General features: G+C 39.5%; 15 protein-coding genes. 11 read left to right on the top strand and 4 right to left on the bottom strand.

Features of this window, described 5'->3' with window-relative positions; all coding sequences use genetic code 11:
- The first annotated feature begins 9 nt into the window (after window positions 1-9).
- The 7 genes from glmS (at window position 10) to PAE54_RS00280 (ending at window position 11,609) form a co-directional block, all read left to right on the top strand.
- The gene (gene glmS, locus PAE54_RS00310) at window positions 10-1,848 is read left to right on the top strand and encodes a glutamine--fructose-6-phosphate transaminase (isomerizing) (protein WP_326517986.1); all 1,839 of its coding nucleotides are present in this window, start codon (window positions 10-12) and stop codon (window positions 1,846-1,848) included.
- Window positions 1,849-2,002: 154 nt separating this feature from the next.
- Window positions 2,003-2,806 (top strand): heteromeric transposase endonuclease subunit TnsA, encoded by an 804-nt coding sequence (locus PAE54_RS00305; RefSeq protein ID WP_016165659.1) that lies wholly within the window; start codon window positions 2,003-2,005, stop codon window positions 2,804-2,806.
- Window positions 2,790-4,940, top strand: coding sequence for a TnsB C-terminal domain-containing protein (locus PAE54_RS00300; RefSeq protein WP_156188696.1), 2,151 nt, complete (start codon window positions 2,790-2,792; stop codon window positions 4,938-4,940). Before PAE54_RS00305 ends, PAE54_RS00300 begins: the two co-directional genes overlap by 17 nt.
- 34 nt (window positions 4,941-4,974) lie before the next feature.
- Window positions 4,975-6,657 carry an AAA family ATPase gene (locus PAE54_RS00295; RefSeq protein WP_326517985.1) on the top strand — a complete coding sequence of 561 codons (1,683 nt, stop codon included), beginning with the start codon at window positions 4,975-4,977 and terminating at the stop codon, window positions 6,655-6,657.
- Between the two features lie 2 nt (window positions 6,658-6,659).
- Complete coding sequence (locus tag PAE54_RS00290) at window positions 6,660-8,192, top strand: TnsD family Tn7-like transposition protein (protein ID WP_156188695.1); 1,533 nt, start codon at window positions 6,660-6,662, stop codon at window positions 8,190-8,192.
- A gap of 114 nt (window positions 8,193-8,306) precedes the next feature.
- Window positions 8,307-9,905: a Tn7-like element transposition protein TnsE gene (locus tag PAE54_RS00285; protein ID WP_326517984.1), complete on the top strand. Its 1,599-nt coding sequence runs from the start codon at window positions 8,307-8,309 to the stop codon at window positions 9,903-9,905.
- A 333-nt stretch (window positions 9,906-10,238) separates the two neighbouring features.
- The gene (locus PAE54_RS00280; protein WP_326517983.1) at window positions 10,239-11,609 is read left to right on the top strand and encodes a phosphohexomutase domain-containing protein; all 1,371 of its coding nucleotides are present in this window, start codon (window positions 10,239-10,241) and stop codon (window positions 11,607-11,609) included.
- A 62-nt stretch (window positions 11,610-11,671) separates the two neighbouring features.
- On the opposite strand, the gene galE is transcribed toward PAE54_RS00280, so the two are convergent.
- From galE to galU, 4 genes are read right to left on the bottom strand one after another with little or no spacing between them, the layout of a single operon-like run.
- On the bottom strand, window positions 11,672-12,691 hold the full coding sequence (galE, locus tag PAE54_RS00275; RefSeq protein ID WP_326517982.1) for a UDP-glucose 4-epimerase GalE: 1,020 nt from the start codon (window positions 12,689-12,691) through the stop codon (window positions 11,672-11,674).
- On the bottom strand, window positions 12,684-14,357 hold the full coding sequence (gene pgi, locus PAE54_RS00270; RefSeq protein ID WP_326517981.1) for a glucose-6-phosphate isomerase: 1,674 nt from the start codon (window positions 14,355-14,357) through the stop codon (window positions 12,684-12,686). The genes galE and pgi overlap by 8 nt, the downstream gene beginning before the upstream one ends.
- On the bottom strand, window positions 14,354-15,616 hold the full coding sequence (locus PAE54_RS00265) for a UDP binding domain-containing protein (protein WP_326517980.1): 1,263 nt from the start codon (window positions 15,614-15,616) through the stop codon (window positions 14,354-14,356). The genes pgi and PAE54_RS00265 overlap by 4 nt, the downstream gene beginning before the upstream one ends.
- Window positions 15,617-15,631: 15 nt before the next feature.
- On the bottom strand, window positions 15,632-16,507 hold the full coding sequence (gene galU / locus PAE54_RS00260) for a UTP--glucose-1-phosphate uridylyltransferase GalU (protein WP_326518078.1): 876 nt from the start codon (window positions 16,505-16,507) through the stop codon (window positions 15,632-15,634).
- A 190-nt stretch (window positions 16,508-16,697) separates the two neighbouring features.
- On the opposite strand from galU, the gene PAE54_RS00255 reads away from it, so the two are divergent.
- Genes PAE54_RS00255 through PAE54_RS00240 form a run of 4 tightly spaced genes read left to right on the top strand, consistent with a single transcriptional unit; the run spans window position 16,698 to window position 21,075 of the window.
- Window positions 16,698-17,339, top strand: coding sequence for a sugar transferase (locus tag PAE54_RS00255; RefSeq protein ID WP_326517979.1), 642 nt, complete (start codon window positions 16,698-16,700; stop codon window positions 17,337-17,339).
- A gap of 51 nt (window positions 17,340-17,390) precedes the next feature.
- On the top strand, window positions 17,391-18,818 hold the full coding sequence (locus PAE54_RS00250) for a mannose-1-phosphate guanylyltransferase/mannose-6-phosphate isomerase (protein ID WP_326517978.1): 1,428 nt from the start codon (window positions 17,391-17,393) through the stop codon (window positions 18,816-18,818).
- A gap of 60 nt (window positions 18,819-18,878) precedes the next feature.
- Complete coding sequence (locus tag PAE54_RS00245; RefSeq protein WP_326517977.1) at window positions 18,879-20,027, top strand: glycosyltransferase family 4 protein; 1,149 nt, start codon at window positions 18,879-18,881, stop codon at window positions 20,025-20,027.
- A 52-nt stretch (window positions 20,028-20,079) separates the two neighbouring features.
- Window positions 20,080-21,075, top strand: coding sequence for a glycosyltransferase family 4 protein (locus tag PAE54_RS00240; protein WP_326517976.1), 996 nt, complete (start codon window positions 20,080-20,082; stop codon window positions 21,073-21,075).
- The last annotated feature ends 51 nt before the right edge of the window (window positions 21,076-21,126 follow it).

The following is a 21,126-nucleotide window of genomic DNA, read 5'->3' as shown; positions in this document are numbered from 1 at the left end:
GATCTCTGTATGTGTGGTATTGTCGGTGGCATCGCTGAACGTAATATTAGCAATATCTTGATTGAAGGCCTGAAACGTCTGGAATACCGTGGTTACGATTCTGCCGGTATGGCCGTGATTAATCAGGGTCAGGTGTTGCGTGAACGCCGCGTCGGTAAAGTGGCTAATCTGGAACAGGCGGTTCAGCAGGCACAACTTACAGGCTCCCTAGGGATTGCCCATACTCGCTGGGCCACTCATGGTAAGCCAACAGAAAATAATGCCCATCCGCACATCTCAGGCCATGTGGCGGTGGTGCATAACGGGATTATTGAAAACTACCAGGAACTCAAAGACGATCTTGAGGCTCTCGGCTATGTGTTTAGCTCACAAACCGATACCGAAGTCGTTGCACATCTAGTCAATGATGCCTTAAAAAACAGTGCAAACCTGCTAGAAGCGGTACAGCGTGTTGTGCCTCAGCTTAAAGGGGCTTATGCACTCGGTATTATCCATACCGATTACCCAAATGAACTGATTACGGTTCGTGAAGGCTCTCCTCTGGTGATTGGTGTCGGCATTGGCGAGAACTTTATCAGTTCGGATCAGTTGGCCTTGTTGCCAATTACCAACCGTTTTCTCTACCTCGAAGAAGGTGATATTGCCCGTTTAACCCGCGACAGCATTGAAGTGTTCGTCAATGGTGAGCCTGTCGAGCGCCCAGTAAAAGAACTTGATGCGACTGTCAGCAATGCTTCCAAGGGTGAATACAAGCACTACATGCTCAAAGAAATCTATGAGCAACCAGAAGCCATCCAGCAAACCATTTCGCAAGCCTTAAATGACAATGCATTGCGCACTGACTTTTTGCAGGATGCTGAAGCGGATTTCGCAAAAATCCAGCAGGTACAGATCATTGCTTGTGGTACCAGTTACCATGCCGGCATGATTGCCAAATACTGGTTTGAACAACTGATTGACTTACCTTGTCAGGTCGAGATTGCCAGCGAATTCCGTTACCGCTCGCCAGTGATTAGCAACCATACGCTGTATGTTTGTATCTCACAATCTGGGGAAACAGCGGATACCTTGGCCGCTTTGCGTGATACGCAAAAACGTGCTGCAGCCAAAGGCTTTGACATCAGCACCTTAACCATCTGTAACGTCGCGACGTCATCCATGGTTCGTGAAACAGACCACCATTTGCTGACTTTGGCTGGACCAGAAATTGGCGTCGCGTCAACCAAAGCCTTTACGACTCAATTAGCCGCTTTAATGCTGTTGATCCTCAAAGTCGGTCAAGTTAAACAAAGTATTGATGCCCAGCAACTGAACGAAATTACAGCTGCACTCTGGCATACACCAAAAGTGATTCTGGAAACGCTACAGAATAACCCGGCGATCCTGCGTCTTTCCGAACTGTTTGTTGAAAAACAGCACTGCTTGTTCCTCGGCCGCGGTACACACTTCCCGATTGCACTTGAAGGTGCCTTGAAGCTGAAAGAGATTTCTTATATTCACGCGGAAGGTTACGCTGCCGGTGAACTGAAACACGGTCCATTGGCGCTGGTTGATAATGACATGCCAGTCGTGATCCTGGCACCTCAAGATGACATGCTAGACAAGCTAAAATCTAACATGGAAGAAGTACAGGCACGTGGCGGTGAGCTGTTCGTTTTCGCGGATGAACACAGCGGCATCAACAGTAAAGATCGACAGCATGTGGTTGCAATTCCGAGTATCAATGCTTGGTTAGCACCAATCGTTTACAGTATCCCGGTACAGCTGCTCTCTTATCACGTTGCCGTTTTACGTGGTACGGATGTGGATCAGCCGCGGAACCTGGCCAAATCGGTTACGGTGGAATAACAAAATACTGCCGAAAGCTAGCTCCTGTATTTAGGTAATAAAGTATCATCCTAGGTAATATAGTTTCATCTTTAGAAATAAAGTATCATCCTATATTGATTAAATAATAATCGCCCGCTATTCTAAATAAATGAAGAATAGCGGGCGATTTGTTATGGTTACAGAGCATCAGCAGAAACGCTGGATCAAAGAAGGACGAGGCCAAGGCTATTTAAAAGATTATAAGCCATGGATCACTGTACGAGATGTTAGTTCAAAAGGTCGTTCTCACCGAGTATTTGGCCATACAACAAAACGCACCCATCATTTATTATCTGATTTAGAACTTGCAATTTTTCTACTTTTAGACTGGAATCCGTTAATTACTGATATCAGAGAGCAATTTCCCTTGCCTCTCAACACTACTCTCGAAATTTCAGAAGAAGCTCAGATCTCTCACCCTAAAGTTAAAGACGCTCTACAAACTATAACTTCAAGTTTTTATGTAAATAGTCAAAGTACAAACCAACCAAGTTTTGTCATCCGAACTAAATACACAAATAGCTTACAGGATGAAAGAATCGTTGAAAAACTAGAACTTGAGCGTAGATATTGGAAAAGTACAGATACACCTTGGTATATCCTTACAGAAAAAGAAATTCCTTCAGTTGTTTTGAATAACATCAAATGGCTTTATCCAGCCATGAGACAATCTAATACTGAAATGTACGACCGCTTAAACGATTATATCCATATATTTACACAATATCCTGAACTTGACTTAATAACTTTAAGTAAAAAAATGGATCAAGCATATAATTTAACGATTGGTACGTCTTTAGCTGAGCTCCGAGAACTGCTTGCACAACGTTATTTCATTTTCGATATAACCAAGGACTATAAAAAGATTAAAGCCTCTGAGATCAAGTTGGGCAATTTTGAAATATGGGAGGAAATTCGCCATGTTTCGAATCAATAGTGTATATAAGTTTCAAGGTAAAGATTACCGACTTCTTAAAATTATTCCTTCTTATATTATCTGGATTGATTTAAATCACCCCAATGCCAATCCCTCTATAATTAAAAAAGAAGAATTGATTACAGCTATAGAAGCCGGCGAAGCAGAAATAATTAAAGATCCTTTCGCTGATATTTCCTTAATTAATGTGACAGAAGGTTCTGTACAGCAAAAAAAACGTGATATGGGAATGAACATTATAGATTTACTCATATCTAATGAACATTTCTATGATCCATCTGTTCGTTTTAGCCTTGTTAAAAGAATTATTGAGCAGCATAAAACAACTCATCAAACTATTTATAGATTAGCACGTCGATACTGGCAACGAGGTCAAACACCAAATGCACTTATTCCTAGTTATAACAATTCTGGTGCTAAAGGTGTTAAACGTATTGCAAAAAATAAAAAACTGGGTAGACCAAGAAAATATAGCGAAGGTGTTGGTGCATTAGTTGATCAGAATATCGAGCGACTCTTCAGAATTAATATCAATAAATATATGTTAACGAAGGATAAACATTCTTTGAGTTATGCCTATCGTAAATTTTCTACGATGTATCATTCATTATTTCCAGATACACCTGATAGCGAAATTCCGACCATCTGGCAGTTTAAATATTTTTATGAACGTGAGTTCCCAAAAGTAGCTCAACTTACTGCTCGAACCAATCCAATTATCTATGCAAAAGACATCAGAGGGCTCCATTCAACTGTCAACACCCAAGTCCTAGGGCCGGGTTCTCGCTATGAAATTGATGCAACCATTGCTGATGTTTATCTTGTCTCAGATTCCGATCGTGCCTGTATTGTTGGACGGCCAACTATTTATCTAGTTGCTGATGTATTTAGTAGAATGGTGGTTGGTTTCTATATTGGCTTTGAAAATGCTTCCTATGTAACCGCAATGCAAGCTTTACAAGTTGCTATGACGGATAAAGTTGAGTTATGCAAACAATATGGTTATGAAATTACACATGATGACTGGCCATGTATTGGATTACCTGATGCTATTTTGGCAGATCGGGGGGAATTATTAGGACATCAGATTGAAGCTTTAGAATATAACTTTTCTATTCGTATCGAAAATACAGCACCTTACCGCGGAGATTTAAAACCAATTGTTGAACGTTATTTCAGAACTGTTCAGGCAAAATTTAAGCCTTTTGCTTCGGGTGTAGTACAACAGGTTAAAGAAAAAAAACGTGGGGGCGCTGACTACCGATTAGATGCAACACTTACCATAACTGAATTTAAGCAGATCATTATTGGTTCAATCCTAACACATAATTTGTCACATCAATTGACAACTTATGATCGTGATATAGATATGCCTAGCGATTTGCCGTTGGTTCCTATTCATTTATGGAATTGGGGAATACAACATCGTGTAGGTCGGTTAAAACAGGTTTCAGAAAAAGCATTACGTATTGCTTTATTACCTAAAGTTAAAGCAACCTTGTCTGATCTTGGGTTGAAAATTTTTGGAGTGTTTTATCACTGTACTGAAATATATGAACAAGGTTGGATGCATCGCAAAAAAACTATTTCTCGTCCACAATTTTTTCAAGTAGCTTATGACCCAAGTAATGCAGAAATGATTTATGTGTTTTATGAGGAGCATAGTTTAAATTATTGGGAAGCTACACTTTCTCCAAGATCGAGAGAGTTTTTAGGGTGTAGTTTTTGGGAAGTCTGGCAAGTTCAACACGAACAAAAGAAAATAAAAGCTGCTCAAGATCTAAAAACCAATAAATCTCAAGCATATCTTGAAGAACATATTGAATCAATTATTGCTCGGGCAGATGCCAAAAAACCTTCCACATCTAGCAAAAAACAACGTTTGACTGATCTTCGTAAAAATAAACAAGCTGAAAAAGATAGTGAACGATTGAAACAGAGAAACAACAGCCAAAAATCGTCAAAAGGTGCATTGACGGTTTTAGAACAATCTTCAGAAACTCAAAGTAATATTATTCAGATGCCTAAGTCTAGGCAATTTATAGATTTAGAAAATGATGAAGATTACAGACTACGTTTTGGTATTTATCAAGATTTGCTAGATGATCTTGATGATCCTAACGATGAAAGTTGATAGTCACGATATTTAGATAAGATAGGATAAAATTATGACTAATAAAAATTACCAAGCAGTGTATAAAGCAAGCCCTGTTTCTGATTATCAGGGAAATCCTTTTATCGAGGCATTACCCGAAATTTTTGAGGCAAATGATACTATACAAGCCATTAAAGGTACTGTCGAATTCAGATTATCGGATCGGCAACTTCCTAACAATACTCGTGCTCATATTATATCGCAGTTATTAAATAATTTTTTTCACCCTATTAAACGACATTTAACATTAGAACAAAAAATTTCTATTATGCTGAGAAAAGGGTATGTAGGGCGAAATATTACCACAGGGGATTTAAATCGGTATTTACAGAATAGTTTTGAACATATTAGAAGCAATGATTTTAATGCTTCTCGCCATACAGATTTAATATCAACAGCACAAAGTCTGGTTTTTATTGGGTTCTCTGGTAGTGGCAAAACAACCACATTAAATCGTATTCTTAAAAATTACAAACAAAAAATTTACCATCCTGAACATAATTTCACACAACTGGTCTATCTAAAAATTGACTGTCCATATAATGGATCACTCAAATCACTATATTTAAATTTCTTTAGTGCCGTTGATCGTGCTTTAGGAACTAACTATGAACAGCAATACACCCAAAAGCGACATAATGAACAAAAGCTATTGCAACTTATGGGACACATTGCTCATCTTCATGCAATCGGTCTTTTGGTGATTGATGAAATTCAACATCTCATAGCAAACAGATCGAAAAATTCTGATGAAATGTTAAATTTCTTTGTGACTTTAGTGAATGTTTATAGCTTGCCAATTATTATGGTAGGAACGCCAAAAGCCAGTAACATATTTGAACGTGATTTGCGTTCATCACGTAGAGCTGTAGGTTTTGGTTCAATTCATTGGGAACCTATAAAAAATGAACCTGCAATAAAAACCCCGGATGGAAAAGTACGAAAATCAGAGTGGATGACTTTTACAGATGCTCTTTGGAAATATCAATGGTTAAGGAAAAGTGATTCTCTATTGTCCGATGAGTTACGGCAATGTTGGTTTGATCTAACTCAAGGTATTTTAGATATAACTGTTAAGCTTTTTGTCCTTGCACAAATACGGGCAATTGAGTCTGGTTTAGAACGAATCACTGTTAAATTGCTCAAAACTACATATCAAGAAGATTTTAAACCCATTCATCACATTATAGATGCTTTACGTTCAGGTGATGCTCGACGGATTGCACAATATCCTGATTTAATTACACCTGAAATTGACAGACAATTGTTAAAACTTTTTTCTAAAATCGAAGAAAGTGCTGTTGATCAAGGAGATGAGCTTGCTGAATATCAGGGGCATGCAGAATCCATCCGTTTGCATAATCTGTTGCTTGAATTAGGTTATGACACCAATCTTTTAGTACCACTGGTCAAAAAAGTATTTGTTAAGCATCCCGATAAACACTTGACTGAGCTACTACCCATTATTATGGATTGGTTAAATCAGGATGTAGATTCAACAAAAAATTCCTCATTATCCAAACCAAAATTATCAAAAACCAAACTGCTTAAATATGATCAATGGCAAACATTGGATTCGGTTGACTTACGTTTTCAATTTTCACAAAAAGAGAATGATCAAAGCTTTTATGATCATTTAAAAACTCAAACTGATTTGATCTTTGATATATCTAATTGGATAAAACAGGTGAGTTAGTTATGCTAAATTTTCCTATGCCTTATGAACAAGAGTTGATTTACAGTACAGTGGCTCGAGCTGGAGTTCGTTTAGCATTTGAAAGTCCAAAGCAGTTACTTGACGCAGTGTTTCAAAATAGAAAGGTTATTGCTACGGTTGATTTACCCTGTCATCTGAATTCGATTGTTAATCAGTATACTGAGGGACAATTAAGTCTAGAAAATATAATATATAAACACACATTATTTCCTATATATGCACCTTTTGTACCTGAAGCAAGGCGACAACAATGTTTCAAATGGATGGCCAATATTTCACAAGGCTCGGTACATCTTTCTTTGGGAATTAATGCTTCACGAGTCCCTATTATTCATAGACTACGTTACTGCCCACAATGTTTGAAAGAGCAAGCACTTCAAAAAGGCGAATTCTACTGGGTACGATTATGGCAAATACAGGGAGCTTGCTGCCCGCAACACGGTAAGCTTGTAGAATCAACCCTAGATTTAAGATCATTACACAGACATGACTTCATGGTACCTTCAGATATTTTTTGTATTGAATGGAATCAGATACCAGCAACAAGTGATGAACTTTTCATTAGTTCTAAATTAATAGAATTGTTATCTATACCACCTTTTGTATCACCAAGTTATGAACAGTGGACGATGTTCTATAATGAATTAGCCAAGAGGAATAACTGTACTCGCGGGCAAAACCAAATTGCTTTTGATCAAATTTTAGAAAAAATATCGTTACGGTGGTCACAAAAATTTCTTAGTCAATATCATTTGGATGACTTAGCTTCTGAAAGCAGCTGGCTACATAATATTTTCAGAAAGCATCGCAAAAGCTTTAGTTATCTTGAGCATATTCTTGTAATCGAAGCGTTTCTAAATGCTGACTGGTCTTTTGCAGAGATATTCAATCAAGTTAAGTCTTTCAAGAAAGTAATTACTCAACAGAATAATCGAATAAAATACCAGGATACTAATTTTGAAATAACTAGAGCTGAAAATCGTAAAAAATGGTTAGATTTAGTACAAGACCATGGGGTTAAACCGGCTCGTCACCTGCAGGCAGCTCTTTATGCATGGTTATATCGAAACGATAAAACCTGGCTATTGCAGACGAACCAAAATTTCCATCAGAAGTTTATTCCTCAAGGGACTAAAATTGATTGGCAAAAACGCGATCTTTTTTATGTCCGGCAACTTATCCAGCTCAATAATGCTTTAATTTGGGATTTAGAGGGATCAAGACGCTCCGCAAAATGGTGGTTAAAACAGACTTTAATGTCAAATACATTAGAGAAAAATTTACATAAATTACCTCTGATTCAACTTTTTCTAGAACGATATAGTGAAGATATCAGCTGTTATCAAATCAGGCGCCTAACAAAAGTGTTTATAGATATTAAAATCAATAAACAACCAATTCCTCAGTGGCGTATTCTACGAAAAGCTGGATTAAGTGAAGAACGAATGACATCTGAAACGAAAAAATTTCTAGAATACATCGTTCATGAGTTCTCTAACATTATGCAAAATTAATTTTATTAAATCGCTGGCTTTATAAAATTAAGTTTTGAGATTTCAATAAAATAAGCTTTAATATATGTAGTCATTTTTTGTCAATTCACCAAAGTTTAAAATGGTAAAATCCTGATGATAAAAATTAAAAATTTTCCTGAAAATGCGAGAATTACTTTTTTAGGTTCTATTTTCAAAGATATAAAGAATGATGAATGGAATATCACTATTGGATTAGAAAATGATGAAGATTTAACTAAAGATCAGAGATATTTGCTTAACCATGCTCGTTTTTCTAATATGCCATTATTAGCAAGAAATCGGAGATTCAATCAGAATAAAAAATTCACTCCTTTTAATGAGTCTATTATCACTATTAAAATAGATGACTTGCAAAAATGGGATGTTATAATTAATCAATCAAAGCAGTACCAATTTAGTCATATTGTTAGCGATATTCATGCAACACTAACAGACATCGAAATTGTTTTACCTCAAATAGAACTCGCTAGAGTATTATTCTTGCATACTGCCTATCTATCTCGTGCTGCATTGGATCAAAGGCGTTTTTTTCGGGAATTTGATATCATAAAAGAAGAGAATCAAACTCTGATCAATATTCTTGACTTCTGTAACTTCCCACCATCCCAATATGATAATATTGGGATGCGCCGCTTGCTCGCATGGATATTACTCGATACAGAGGCACGAGCATCCTTTGAAAGCATCTCCAAAAATTTTTTGAGTGAGAAAGTGCAGACAAAATTCCGAGAATTCTGGAACTTTAATTTTATCCCACCATCATTAAAAGGCGCTGAGCTCACATTAAAAGTATATTTTAGTCCAAAGACAAACAAATATTATGTAAATGAAATTCTAGCAATATCAAACTTACCCAGTGAAATTAATCATACTGTCATTTTTTGTAGTCCAAATTTTACTGTAAAAAATACTCAGGTAAGCTCTGAGCGCTCTTCTAGAGGTAGTAAGCACACACGAAATGAAGATCCTATAATTGATGATAAAAAAGAAGCCAATAGTGATAAACAAATAACAATCATTGATTCACCCAAAATTACACTATCACTCTCATCTCCTTTTGAAACGAAAAAAGCAGCAATTAAACATTCTGGTAAAAAGGGTAAATTTAATAACGATGATGTAACTATATTACCGGAACCTAACGTAGGTACAGGTGAATCCACTATTTTTGGAGAAATTGGTCGAGGGGAGTTTGAAAATTGTCAAGATGAAAGTGTTGACCTTGAGCTATTCATGAAACGATTTGAAGCATTTAAAGCCATGATTGAGCAATTTACATTACAGCATAATATTCTATCAAAAATTAAATTTACCATTTCCAAGCTTCCCGCTGTCAATCGATCCAAGCTACATAAGACCGATGATGGCAACTTTCGGAGTATTGCGGAAGTCCAGCTAGAATTTCAAGATAAAAAATTTTCCATTGTAGAAATTGATACAAGTGACAATCACAAACCACTTTCAACATTAATTGTTAAGGTCGAAAGTTTTGAAGCGTGGGATCAAAATTTTCCAAGTTTTAAAGAACAAATTATTAGACGTTCTTTGCGTTGGCCTACTGCAGAACTATTAAAAAATATTGGTATTCCCAAAGGCGTTAACCATCCAAAAAACAAATTTGAGATAACTACGTCTGATAAAGAGTTTAAAGATTGGGTAAAGCGATTTACAGAAGTTTTAAAATCTATTTAATGGATTTTTCTGTAGCATGAGCTATTGAGGAAAATATGTTGTGTTATTTGGATATTTCTTAATTTTATGGTAATTAGTCTTTTAACTGTACCTCAATGACATCCGTGTTTTGGCTTTCGAATTGCATTTGGGATGATACTTTATTACTAATTTTTCTATAGGATTAAGAGTATACTATGGTTTAAGATGATACTTTATTTTTAATAAGGCAAATCATGAACCATGAAAATCAATTAGTTAGAAGAAATTTAAGATGAAACTTTATTACCATCTTACAGCTCCGGCTAGCTTTTTTATTCTAATAATTGCCTAACAACTCGATCAGGATTCTTTATGACAACACTGACTTGCTTTAAAGCCTATGATATTCGTGGCAAACTCGGCACAGAACTGAATGAAGAAATTGCCTATAAAATTGGCCGTGCTTATGGACAGATCTACCAGCCTAAAACAGTGGTAATCGGCTGTGATATCCGACTCAGCAGTGAAGCGTTGAAACAGGCCACCATCAAAGGTCTGAATGATGCGGGTGTTGATGTGCTCGACCTTGGCATGACCGGTACAGAAGAAGTTTATTTCGGGGCGTTCCATCTGGATGTACAAGGCGGCATTGAAGTCACTGCCAGTCATAATCCAATGGACTACAACGGCATGAAACTGGTGCGTGAAAATGCCCGTCCGATCAGTGCAGATACCGGTTTAAAAGAAATCCAAGCCTTGGCTGAGTCAGGTGAATTCATTGAAGTGCAACAAAAAGGTAGCTGTAAACCCTACAATATTCTGCCGGAATTCATCGATCATCTCATGACCTACATTGATCCAAAGCAAATTCGACCGCTCAAACTGGTGGTGAATGCGGGCAATGGGGCTGCAGGTCATGTGATTGATGCCATTGAAGAGAGATTCCAGACACTGAATGTGCCTGTGCAATTCATCAAAATCCATCATGCAGCCGATGGTACCTTTCCAAATGGCATTCCTAACCCGTTACTGATCGAAAACCGTGACAGTACCCGTAATGCCGTTCTCGAGCACAAAGCTGATATGGGCATTGCCTGGGATGGGGATTTTGACCGCTGCTTCCTGTTTGATGAAAAAGGCCAGTTTATTGAAGGCTACTATATTGTCGGCTTACTGGCACAAGCCTTCCTGATCAAGCAGCCAGGCGAGAAAATCGTGCATGACCCGCGTTTAGTCTGGAATACCTTGGATATTGTGCAGCAATACCAGGGTGAAACCGTGCAATCCAAATCCGGCCATGCTTTTATCAAACAGGTCATGCGTGAACACAATGCCATCTATGGCGGTGAAATGAGTGCCCATCATTATTTCCGTGATTTTGCTTATTGTGACAGCGGCATGATTCCTTGGTTACTGACCATTGCCCTGCTCTCGGAAACCCAGCAATCCCTGTCGATCCTGGTGGAAAACATGATTGAGCGTTTCCCATGTTCAGGTGAAATCAATTTTAAAGTGGCTGATACGCAAAGTACCATTCAACGGATCTTTGATCACTATGCTGAACAGAATCCAGCCATCGACCGTACCGATGGAGTGAGCCTGGATTTTGGTGACTGGCGTGTGAATGTCCGTGCGTCTAACACTGAACCGTTATTACGACTCAACATCGAGAGTCAGGCAGCTAAAACAGCCCGTCCGATGAGTCATTATGTGGATGAACTGACGGCTTTGATTCTAGGCTAAAATGCTTTACAAATAAAAATGGGATCTTGAAGATCCCATTTTTATAGCTGAATGTTGAGGATTTATTTTGCATAGCCCTGAGGGTTCTGCTGTTGCCAGTTCCAGCTATCACGCAACATCTCCTCCAGGCCATATTGTGCTGTCCAGCCCAGTTCAGTCACTGCACGGCTATTATCGGCGAAACAGGTCGCAACATCCCCCGGACGACGCGGTGCAAATTCAAAGGCAACTGGCACAGCATTGACCCGTTCAAAGGTATTTTTCACTTGCAAGACGGAATAACCATTGCCTGTACCAATATTCCAGGCACGACAGCCCACATTTTTCAGGCGATTATTCAGCGCACATAAATGCGCATGGGCCAAATCCACCACATGGATGTAGTCACGCACGCCGGTGCCATCCACCGTGTCATAATCATTGCCATAAATCGACAGTTTTTCACGACGGCCGACAGCCACTTGCGTTACATAAGGCATTAAATTATTGGGAATGCCCTGCGGGTCTTCACCCATACGGCCACTTGGATGCGCACCGACTGGATTGAAATAACGCAATAAGGCAATCGACCAGCGTCCATCCGCAGCAGACAATTTTTGCAGCAGCTGCTCCACAATGAGCTTGCTATAACCGTAGTTATTGGTCGGCATACCCGTCGGCATGTTTTCATTCAGCGGTGACGGATGATCTTCACCATACACCGTGGCGGATGAACTAAACACCAGGGTGAACACCCCTGCGCGTTGCATCGCTTGTGCAAGACTGATGGAACCTGCGATATTGTTGTCAAAATAGGTCAATGGAATCTGCTGGCTTTCACCCACAGCTTTCAGTCCGGCAAAATGAATCACCGCATCAATCTGATGCTGGGTAAAAATCTGATCCAGCACCTCAGCATTACGGATATCCCCTTCAATAAAATGCAAGGTACGGCCGCTCAGTTGCTGTACCCGGTTCAGCGACTCCACTGAACTATTCGACAGGTTATCCAGCACAACCACGTCATAACCTGCGTTCAGCAACTCGACACAGGTATGCGAACCGATATAACCGGCACCGCCGGTCACTAAAATTTTAGTCATGGATTTTTCCCAATAAAACTTTGAGCAGGCCTTGTGTTGAGGCATCCAGCGCGGATAAATCAGTTTGCTGACCGTTTAAAATCGGCAGTAACTGGTTGGCAATTTCCTTGCCTTTTTCCACGCCCCACTGGTCAAATGGGTTGATATTCCAGATCACCGATTGCACAAATACCTTATGTTCATACAGGGCAATCAGCATTCCCAAGCTGTAAGGGTTCAACTCTTTTAACAGCAAGGTCGAACTCGGCTGATTGCCTTCATATTGTTTATAGGCGGGTAATTGTTCCAGTTCGCCAGAATCAAGGGCCTGATTGCCAAAGGCCAGTAAACGGGACTGTGCCAGGCAGTTAGACAGTGCCAAATGATGCTGTTCAATCAAGGCATCGGCATTTTCCACGTAGGTGAAATGATCGGCATTATAACGCTGCACCGGAGCGATAAAATCACAACTCACCGCCTGTGTGCCCTGATGCAATAACTGATAGAAAGCATGTTGGGCATTCGGTCCGACTTCGCCCCAGATAATCGGGCAGCTATTGAGATCGGTTTTTTCACCATTGCGCTGTACCGATTTGCCATTGGATTCCATTTCCAGTTGCTGCAAATAAGCCGCAAAATATTTCAGACGGCCATCATAAGGCAACACCGCATGGGTCTGCATGTCGAGAAAATTGCTGTTCCAAATACCAAGTAATCCCATTAATACGGGAAGATTAGCCTCAAATGGAGCCTGCTGGAAATGCTGATCCATGGCATGTGCACCTGCCAGCAATTGCTGGAAGCCTTCCACGCCAATGGTTAAGGCAATCGGCAAACCAATACACGACCACAGCGAATAACGGCCACCGACCCAGTCCCAGAGTAACAGCTGGTTTTCAGTGGCGATACCCCAGTCACTCATTTTATCCGCTCGGGTGGATACCCCGATAAAATGGTTTTTCACAATATGTGGATAGGTACCCAGTGCTTTTTCCAGCCATAAACGTGCCGTTTGTGCATTGGATAAGGTATCAATCGTGCCAAACGATTTGGATGAAATCACAAACAGGGTGGTTTCAGGACGCAACTGATGCAACAAATCAGACAGTTGACTGCCATCCATGGTGGAAACAAAATGCATTTTTAGCGGTTGAGCCGTTTGCACTTTAAAATCACCCAGTGCATAGCTGACCATATGTGGACCGAGATCGGATCCGCCTACGCCAATATTGACCACATCACGAATCACCTCACCGGTGGCACCACGGTATTGGCCTGCATGGATTTTTTCCACCAACTGGTACATGTGCTCTAATTGTTCATGCACCTGCTTGGCCAGTTCCGGATAACCCTGATCATGTTTCGGCAAACGCAAGGCCCAATGCATGGCCGCCCGCTGCTCGGTATAGTTAATCGGCTGCTCGGAAAATAATTTGCTGATCCAGTCGGGCAATTGCTGCTGCCTCGCCAGGGCAAACAGTTGTTGCAACACCTGATCATCCAGACGGTGTTTACTATAATCCAGCAATAACTGTTCAAACCGTACTGAATACTGTTCAAAACGGTTGGAATCTTGCGCAAACAATTCGGTTAAATGCTGCTGTTGCAAGCCTTGTGCGAACTGTTCAAGCTGTTGCCAGACCGTCCCGCACTTGGCCGAGTATGCAAACAATCCGACATGATTCATACGCGCCCTACCCCCTGATAAGCAAAGCCTTGTGCCTTGACATAAGCCGGCTCATAAATATTACGGCCATCCAGAATCAGCGGATGAACCATTAACTGTTTTAAACGTGCATAATCCGGACTATAGAATGCTTTCCATGCAGTTAACACACATAAAGCATCAGCCCCCTCAACCGCCTGATAAGCATCTTCACACAAGATCAGGTCTGAACGTTGGCCATATTGCATTGTAATACTCGCCAAGGCTTGCGGATCATGCAACTTCACTATGACTCCTTGAGCCCATAAGGCCTGGAGCAGGTGATGAATGGGTGAGTTGATGATACTGCTACTATTCGCCTTAAACGCAGCCCCCCAAATGGCTACCGTTTTGCCCGACAAATCACAGCAATAATAATTCCACAGCTTACGGAACAGGATTTCTTTTTGTTGTTCGTTAATCTGCCACACCTGTTGCAGTAAACGACTGCTGACACCGGTATGTGCGACCGTTTCCGACAGGGTTAAAATATCACGGGAAAAATTCTCGCCCCCGAAACCGGCACCGGGATGCAAATAACTGGCACCAATACGACTGTCTGCCCCTAGGCCCAAGCGCACATTCTCAATGTCAATTTTGAGTTTTTCGGCCACCAATGCCAAATCATTCATATAGCTGATGCGGGTCGCCAGCATGCCGGAAATGCTCAGTTTGGTAAATTCGGCATCCAGAATCGGCATCATCAGGTATTGATGCTGCAGGGGGAAAAATGGCCGTAACAGCTCACGTATTTGTGCACGGGCGAATTCATGCGTTTCATCCACACCAATCACCACCTGTTTGGCCCGGCTTACATTCTCCAGTGGATGACCTTCCTGGGTCATATCCGGCAAATAGACCCAGGCATCCTGATCCAGCAGCTGTGCCAACCGGGCGGTGCCATGCAAACCAAAGGTCGAACCATTAATCATCAGTTTAGGATGAATAATCGGTTGATGACGTAACTGCTGCGCCAGCTCAAGGGCCTGCGCCAATTTGGAAGGATTCAAGGCGAAAAAATACACCTCAACATCGCTAGGCAATTGCGAAAAGTCCAGCTGAACCACATGTCCTTGAGACTGCTGTTGGGTCAGCAGCGCCGACAACTGCGGATCGAGATTGAATGCCGCAACATCTTGCGCGTTCAACCCCCGACACCAGAAAACCTGATGCCCGGTTTCGGCCCAGAGTGCCGCCATCACCGTGGCCTGTAAGGTATCTCCCAATACGGCAATTTTCATGGTGTATCCTGATGGTTAGCGTGGCAGTTCTTGAATCAGTTGTTTGAATTGCTGACCCAGTTTTGGATGTTCAACGCCATAATGTAACACGGCCTTGAGATACCCGAGTTTGCTGCCGCAGTCAAAAGTCTGCCCGCTCATGCGGTAGGCTTCAACCGGATCGGTCCGCTGTAACAGGGCAATCGCATCGGTCAGCTGGATTTCATTCCCGGCACCTTTGGGGGTCTGCGCTAACAATTGCATGATTTTTGCAGGCAGCACGTAGCGCCCAACCACCGATAGATTCGATGGAGCCGTTCCTACCGCCGGTTTCTCGACAATACCCTGCATCAGCTGGCTTTCCCCCTCAGCCGGGATATCTGCCACATCGACAATGCCATATTGATCCACCAGATGATCCGGTACAGCTTCCACCATAATCTGGGCTGCGTGCGAAACTTGATAACGCTGGATCATCTGCGCCAGATCATTTTTGGCCTGTGGTGCTTTAACCAGAACATCCGGCAGCAATACCGCAAAATCATCATTACCAATAATGCTTTTGGCACATAGAACTGCATGTCCCAAACCGAGCGGTTGTGGTTGACGTACGCTAACAATGCTGACATGTGCAGGCACAATATCCTTAATCTCGGCCAGCAAATCGAACTTATTTTTCTGTTCTAAGGTGGTTTCCAGTTCAAAGTTACGGTCAAAATAGTTTTCAATCGCGGCTTTAGACGAATGGGTCACCAGAATAATCTGTTCAATACCCGCTTCTACGGCTTCACGAACCACATATTCAATGGCGGGACGATCTACGACGGTGACCATTTCTTTAGGAATGGATTTACTGGCAGGTAAAAAACGGGTACCGAGGCCTGCAACGGGAAGAATGGCTTTTTTGATCATCATCGATGCTAATTTTTGTGAAAATGAATATAAAAACTAAATTATATATCAATATTGGATAAAATATTAATCAATTAATAATTATGCAAAACTTTTAGTCAAACATAGAATCTGTTAACCTTTCGCTAGTTAGAGAATAACTTTCTGTAAGCTAAGATAATCCTTACTTAAGATTCAATATGAGGGAAAAATGAGCAATCACAACATTAAGATCAATAGGTTTTTTTCTAGAATAATAAAACGATTATTTGATATTTTTTTTGCAGTTTTTTTTATCACTATCCTGTCTCCTTTTATGTTGATTTTGTTCTTAATTATTAGATCAGACGGTGGATCTGCATTTTATGCACATGAACGCGTTGGACGGAATGGTAAAATTTTCAAATGCTTAAAATTTAGATCCATGGCTCAAAACTCCAAAGAGCTACTGGAAAAAATCTTACAGAATGATCCGGAAGCAAAGCAAGAATGGGAAACTTCCTATAAATTAAAAAATGATCCCAGGGTTACAAAAGTTGGAAAGTTTATTCGACAAACCAGTTTAGATGAATTACCTCAACTCTTTAATATTCTTAAAGGGGAGATGAGCGTAGTTGGACCGCGCCCTGTTACTTCAGAAGAACTCAGCAAATATAAGAAATCAATTCCCTATTATCTAATAAGTAAACCTGGATTAACAGGTCTTTGGCAAGTGAGTGGTCGAAGCGATGTGGATTATGACACACGTGTCTTATTAGATACCACTTATATTAAAAATTGGTCATTTTTAAAAGATATCATGATCGTAATTAAAACGGTAAAGGTCATTCTTACTAAAAATGGAGCCTATTAATTTCACCTATGAGATTATCATTAATTAACAATTTATAAAATGAGGCGGTCAATGGTTCCCGTAATTCTTTCTGGTGGTTCTGGCACGCGATTATGGCCTTTATCACGCTCAAGCTATCCCAAACAATTTCTAAGTATTACTGAAGATCAAACATTATTTCAACTTACACTTGAACGTATATATAAACTGAATCAATCCCTCAATAATTTTCAAAATCCAATTATTGTTACCAATGAAAATCATCGCTTTATCGTAGCAGAACAGCTTCGTCAGAAGAATATAAATGCTCAAATTTTGCTTGAACCTACAGCAAAAAATACTGCTCCAGCAATTGCAGCAGCAGCTGATTTAGCACTTTCCTATGGTGAAGATCCTGTCTTATTAATTCTGGCAGCCGATCATGTAATACATCAACAAGACGCTTTTAACCGATCTATTGAAATTGGTTTGGCTGCAGCTGAAGCCGGTCAACTGGTCACCTTTGGCGTTGTTCCTACTGCACCTGAAACGGGTTATGGCTATATTAAAGCAGTCGGTACTATCCAAAGAGATCAAGCTACCCAAGCGTACAACATCGAAAAATTTGTTGAAAAACCTGACTTAAATACGGCTCAATCCTATATTGATGAAGGTTCATACCTTTGGAATAGCGGAATGTTTATGTTTAAAGCTTCTGTTTATCTAGCCGAGCTTAAAAAATATCACCCAGCAATTGCTCAGCATGCTAAAGCTTCGGTAGTAAATAGCAAAAACGATTTAGATTTTATACGTTTAGATAAAGATAGTTTTGAGCAATCGCCTGAAGACTCGATTGACTATGCGGTTATGGAAAAGACCGACAAAGCCGTAGTGGTTCCACTATGTGCAGACTGGAATGATGTGGGTGCCTGGAAAAGTGTTTGGGAAATCAGTACCAAAGACGAACAGGGTAACGTCTTACGTGGTGACACGATTGTGGAGAGTACAACCAATACATTGGTCCATGCCGAGCATCGTTTAGTCAGCGTACTTGGGCTAGATGATGTAGTGGTCATTGAAACATCAGATGCTGTTTTGGTTGCCAACAAAAATAAAGTACAAGACATTAAAAAGATTGTGGAACAATTGAAAAAGACGCATCGTTCTGAGGTGGATCAGCATCGTAAAGTGTACCGCCCTTGGGGGAGCTACGATTCAATCAACAATGGCAGTCGCTATCAAGTAAAATGTATTGTAGTCAATCCAGGTCAAAAACTGTCTTTACAGATGCATCATCACCGTGCGGAACACTGGATTGTGGTCAACGGGACAGCCAAAGTTCGTAAAGGCGATGAAACGGTGCTGCTGACTGAAAACCAGTCGATTTATATTCCACTTGGCGAAACTCATGCTCTGGAAAACCCTGGTAAAGTTCCATTAGAACTCATTGAAGTGCAGTCAGGTTCTTACCTGGGTGAGGATGATATTGTTCGTTTTGAAGATGTCTACGGTCGCGTTTAATTTAATCTGCTGTGAGCAAGCTAGGCTTGCTCTATTTAAAGAATTGAGTATTTATATTATATGTCTAAGAGTATTGATACAGCTATAGTAGCTGACTGGCTTGTAACTTACGCTGGCGCTGAACGTGTATTATGTGAAATGCTAAAAACAACTCCAAAAGCAGATCTCTTCGCTATCATTGATTTCATGGATGATGTTTCAAGAGAACAGTATTTCCAAGGTAAAATAGCTCAGACAACATTTATTCAAAATCTCCCTTTATCCGAAAAAAAATATCGCAATTATCTACCACTTATGCCATTTGCAATCGAACAGTTAGATGTATCAAAATATGATGTTGTTATATCTAGTAGCCATGCTGTAGCGAAGGGTATTTTAACTGGCCCAGATCAATTACATATTAGCTATGTCCACTCACCAATCCGTTATGCTTGGGATTTACAGCATCAATATCTGAATGAATTAAAACTAAATAAAGGTCTGAAAAGCTTAATTATACGTTGGCTTTTACATAAAATTAGAATGTGGGATTATAGAACTTCTAATGGTGTAGACCATTTTATTGCGAATTCAAAATTTATTGCCAGAAGAATTAAAAAAGTATATGGTCGTGAAGCAGATGTAATTTATCCACCTGTAAATACTGATATGTTTCAACCTAAAGAAAATAAAGACAATTACTATGTCACAGCATCACGTATGGTGCCTTACAAAAAAATTGACTTAATTGTCGAATCTTTCAGTCATATGAAAGATAAAAAACTCGTTGTTATTGGTGATGGTCCCGATATGGAAAAAATAAAGGCCAAAGCGTCGAGCAATATTGAAATTTTAGGGTATCAAAGCAATGATGTGATGCAAGAATATATGCGTAATGCAAAAGCTTTTGTATTTGCTGCAGAAGAAGATTTTGGTATTACACCTGTTGAAGCTCAAGCATGTGGCACTCCTGTCATTGCTTTCGGTAAAGGTGGTGCCTTAGAAACAGTAATCGGAAATAATATGCAACAGCCAACTGGTGTATTCTTTGAGGAACAAAGTATTGAATCTCTTATAAAGGCTGTGAATTTATTTGAAAATAATCAACATATTTATTCACCTGAAAACTGCAGATTAAATGCAGTAAAATTTTCCACTGATAGATTCAATGAAGAGTTTTCAAAATATATTGAAGACAAGTGGAATTTATTTCAAATCTCTAAAAACTAGTTTAATATCTATCAATATTGTTGTACCTATCATCTTATATTCAAGGTTTATTATGAATAAACAAAATCGCAAAATAATTTTTGATACAAGATGGTTTGGTGAACATGGTATTGGCAGATTCTCTAAAGAAGTATATGATGAAAATATATTCAAACCAATTAAACTAAGAGGTAACCCTGTAAGTATATTTGATGTATTTAAACTAACATTGTATTTGTTATTTCACCGTGATTTTTTTTATTCTCCAGGGTTCAATGCACCTTTGTTTTTTCTAAATCGTACTGCAATTACTTTGCATGACTTAAATCATGTAGATCTAGATGCGAACAGTTCTTTTTTAAAAAGACTGTACTATAATTTAATTTTAAAACGCGCTTGTAGAAAATGTGCATTCATTGTCACTGTCTCAGAGTTTTCTAAAAACAGAATCATAGACTGGAGTGGTGTAAATTCAGATAAAATAAAGGTAATCTATAATGGAGTATCTGAAGCATTTCACCCAAATGTAAAAGCATATGAACCTGGCTTTCCATATATTTTTATTGTAGGTAACCGCAAACTTCATAAAAATGAAGATAGAGCCTTACGTGCATTTGCTCAAGCTAATATTGATAAAAAGATTAAATTACTACTTTCTGGCAATCCATCAGAACAACTTATAAACACAGCAAAAGAATGCAACATCGAAGACCATATTATATTTTTAGGTCGATTAAGTGAAGATCAATTAGCTAGCTTATATAAAGGAGCCATCTGTCTTCTATTCCCATCTCTTTACGAAGGTTTTGGTTTACCTGTAATTGAAGCCAATGCCTGTGGGATACCAGTTATCACATCAAATATTGGTGCATTAAAAGAAATAACTGAGGAAAATTTTAATACATTAGTTAATCCTAAATCTATAATAGAAATCAAAGAAGCTATTGAAAATTTAACAAATAAAAAATCTTTTAACAATAATGCATATATTAAAAATCATCTAAGGAACTTTAACTGGATTCTGGCAAAAAAACAAATAAAGGAACTTACATTATCAAAATTTAGATAATGTAAATATCCCCAACTACACAGAATATTTAACTATCTTTGTAAATTAAAT

Origin of the sequence: Acinetobacter minutum, assembly GCF_035916735.1 — a bacterium.
Taxonomy (GTDB): Bacteria; Pseudomonadota; Gammaproteobacteria; order Pseudomonadales; family Moraxellaceae; genus Acinetobacter.
Note: the sequence above shows the minus strand (reverse complement) of the source record. Positions and strands in the feature narration are given on the sequence as shown.

Coding starts and splice junctions, on each gene's coding strand:
- glmS (WP_326517986.1), top strand. CDS start 10: ATGTGTGGTATTGTCGGTGGCATCGCTGAACGTAATATTAGCAATATC.
- PAE54_RS00305 (WP_016165659.1), top strand. CDS start 2,003: ATGGTTACAGAGCATCAGCAGAAACGCTGGATCAAAGAAGGACGAGGC.
- PAE54_RS00300 (WP_156188696.1), top strand. CDS start 2,790: ATGTTTCGAATCAATAGTGTATATAAGTTTCAAGGTAAAGATTACCGA.
- PAE54_RS00295 (WP_326517985.1), top strand. CDS start 4,975: ATGACTAATAAAAATTACCAAGCAGTGTATAAAGCAAGCCCTGTTTCT.
- PAE54_RS00290 (WP_156188695.1), top strand. CDS start 6,660: ATGCTAAATTTTCCTATGCCTTATGAACAAGAGTTGATTTACAGTACA.
- PAE54_RS00285 (WP_326517984.1), top strand. CDS start 8,307: ATGATAAAAATTAAAAATTTTCCTGAAAATGCGAGAATTACTTTTTTA.
- PAE54_RS00280 (WP_326517983.1), top strand. CDS start 10,239: ATGACAACACTGACTTGCTTTAAAGCCTATGATATTCGTGGCAAACTC.
- galE (WP_326517982.1), bottom strand. CDS start 12,691: ATGACTAAAATTTTAGTGACCGGCGGTGCCGGTTATATCGGTTCGCAT.
- pgi (WP_326517981.1), bottom strand. CDS start 14,357: ATGAATCATGTCGGATTGTTTGCATACTCGGCCAAGTGCGGGACGGTC.
- PAE54_RS00265 (WP_326517980.1), bottom strand. CDS start 15,616: ATGAAAATTGCCGTATTGGGAGATACCTTACAGGCCACGGTGATGGCG.
- galU (WP_326518078.1), bottom strand. CDS start 16,507: ATGATCAAAAAAGCCATTCTTCCCGTTGCAGGCCTCGGTACCCGTTTT.
- PAE54_RS00255 (WP_326517979.1), top strand. CDS start 16,698: ATGAGCAATCACAACATTAAGATCAATAGGTTTTTTTCTAGAATAATA.
- PAE54_RS00250 (WP_326517978.1), top strand. CDS start 17,391: ATGGTTCCCGTAATTCTTTCTGGTGGTTCTGGCACGCGATTATGGCCT.
- PAE54_RS00245 (WP_326517977.1), top strand. CDS start 18,879: ATGTCTAAGAGTATTGATACAGCTATAGTAGCTGACTGGCTTGTAACT.
- PAE54_RS00240 (WP_326517976.1), top strand. CDS start 20,080: ATGAATAAACAAAATCGCAAAATAATTTTTGATACAAGATGGTTTGGT.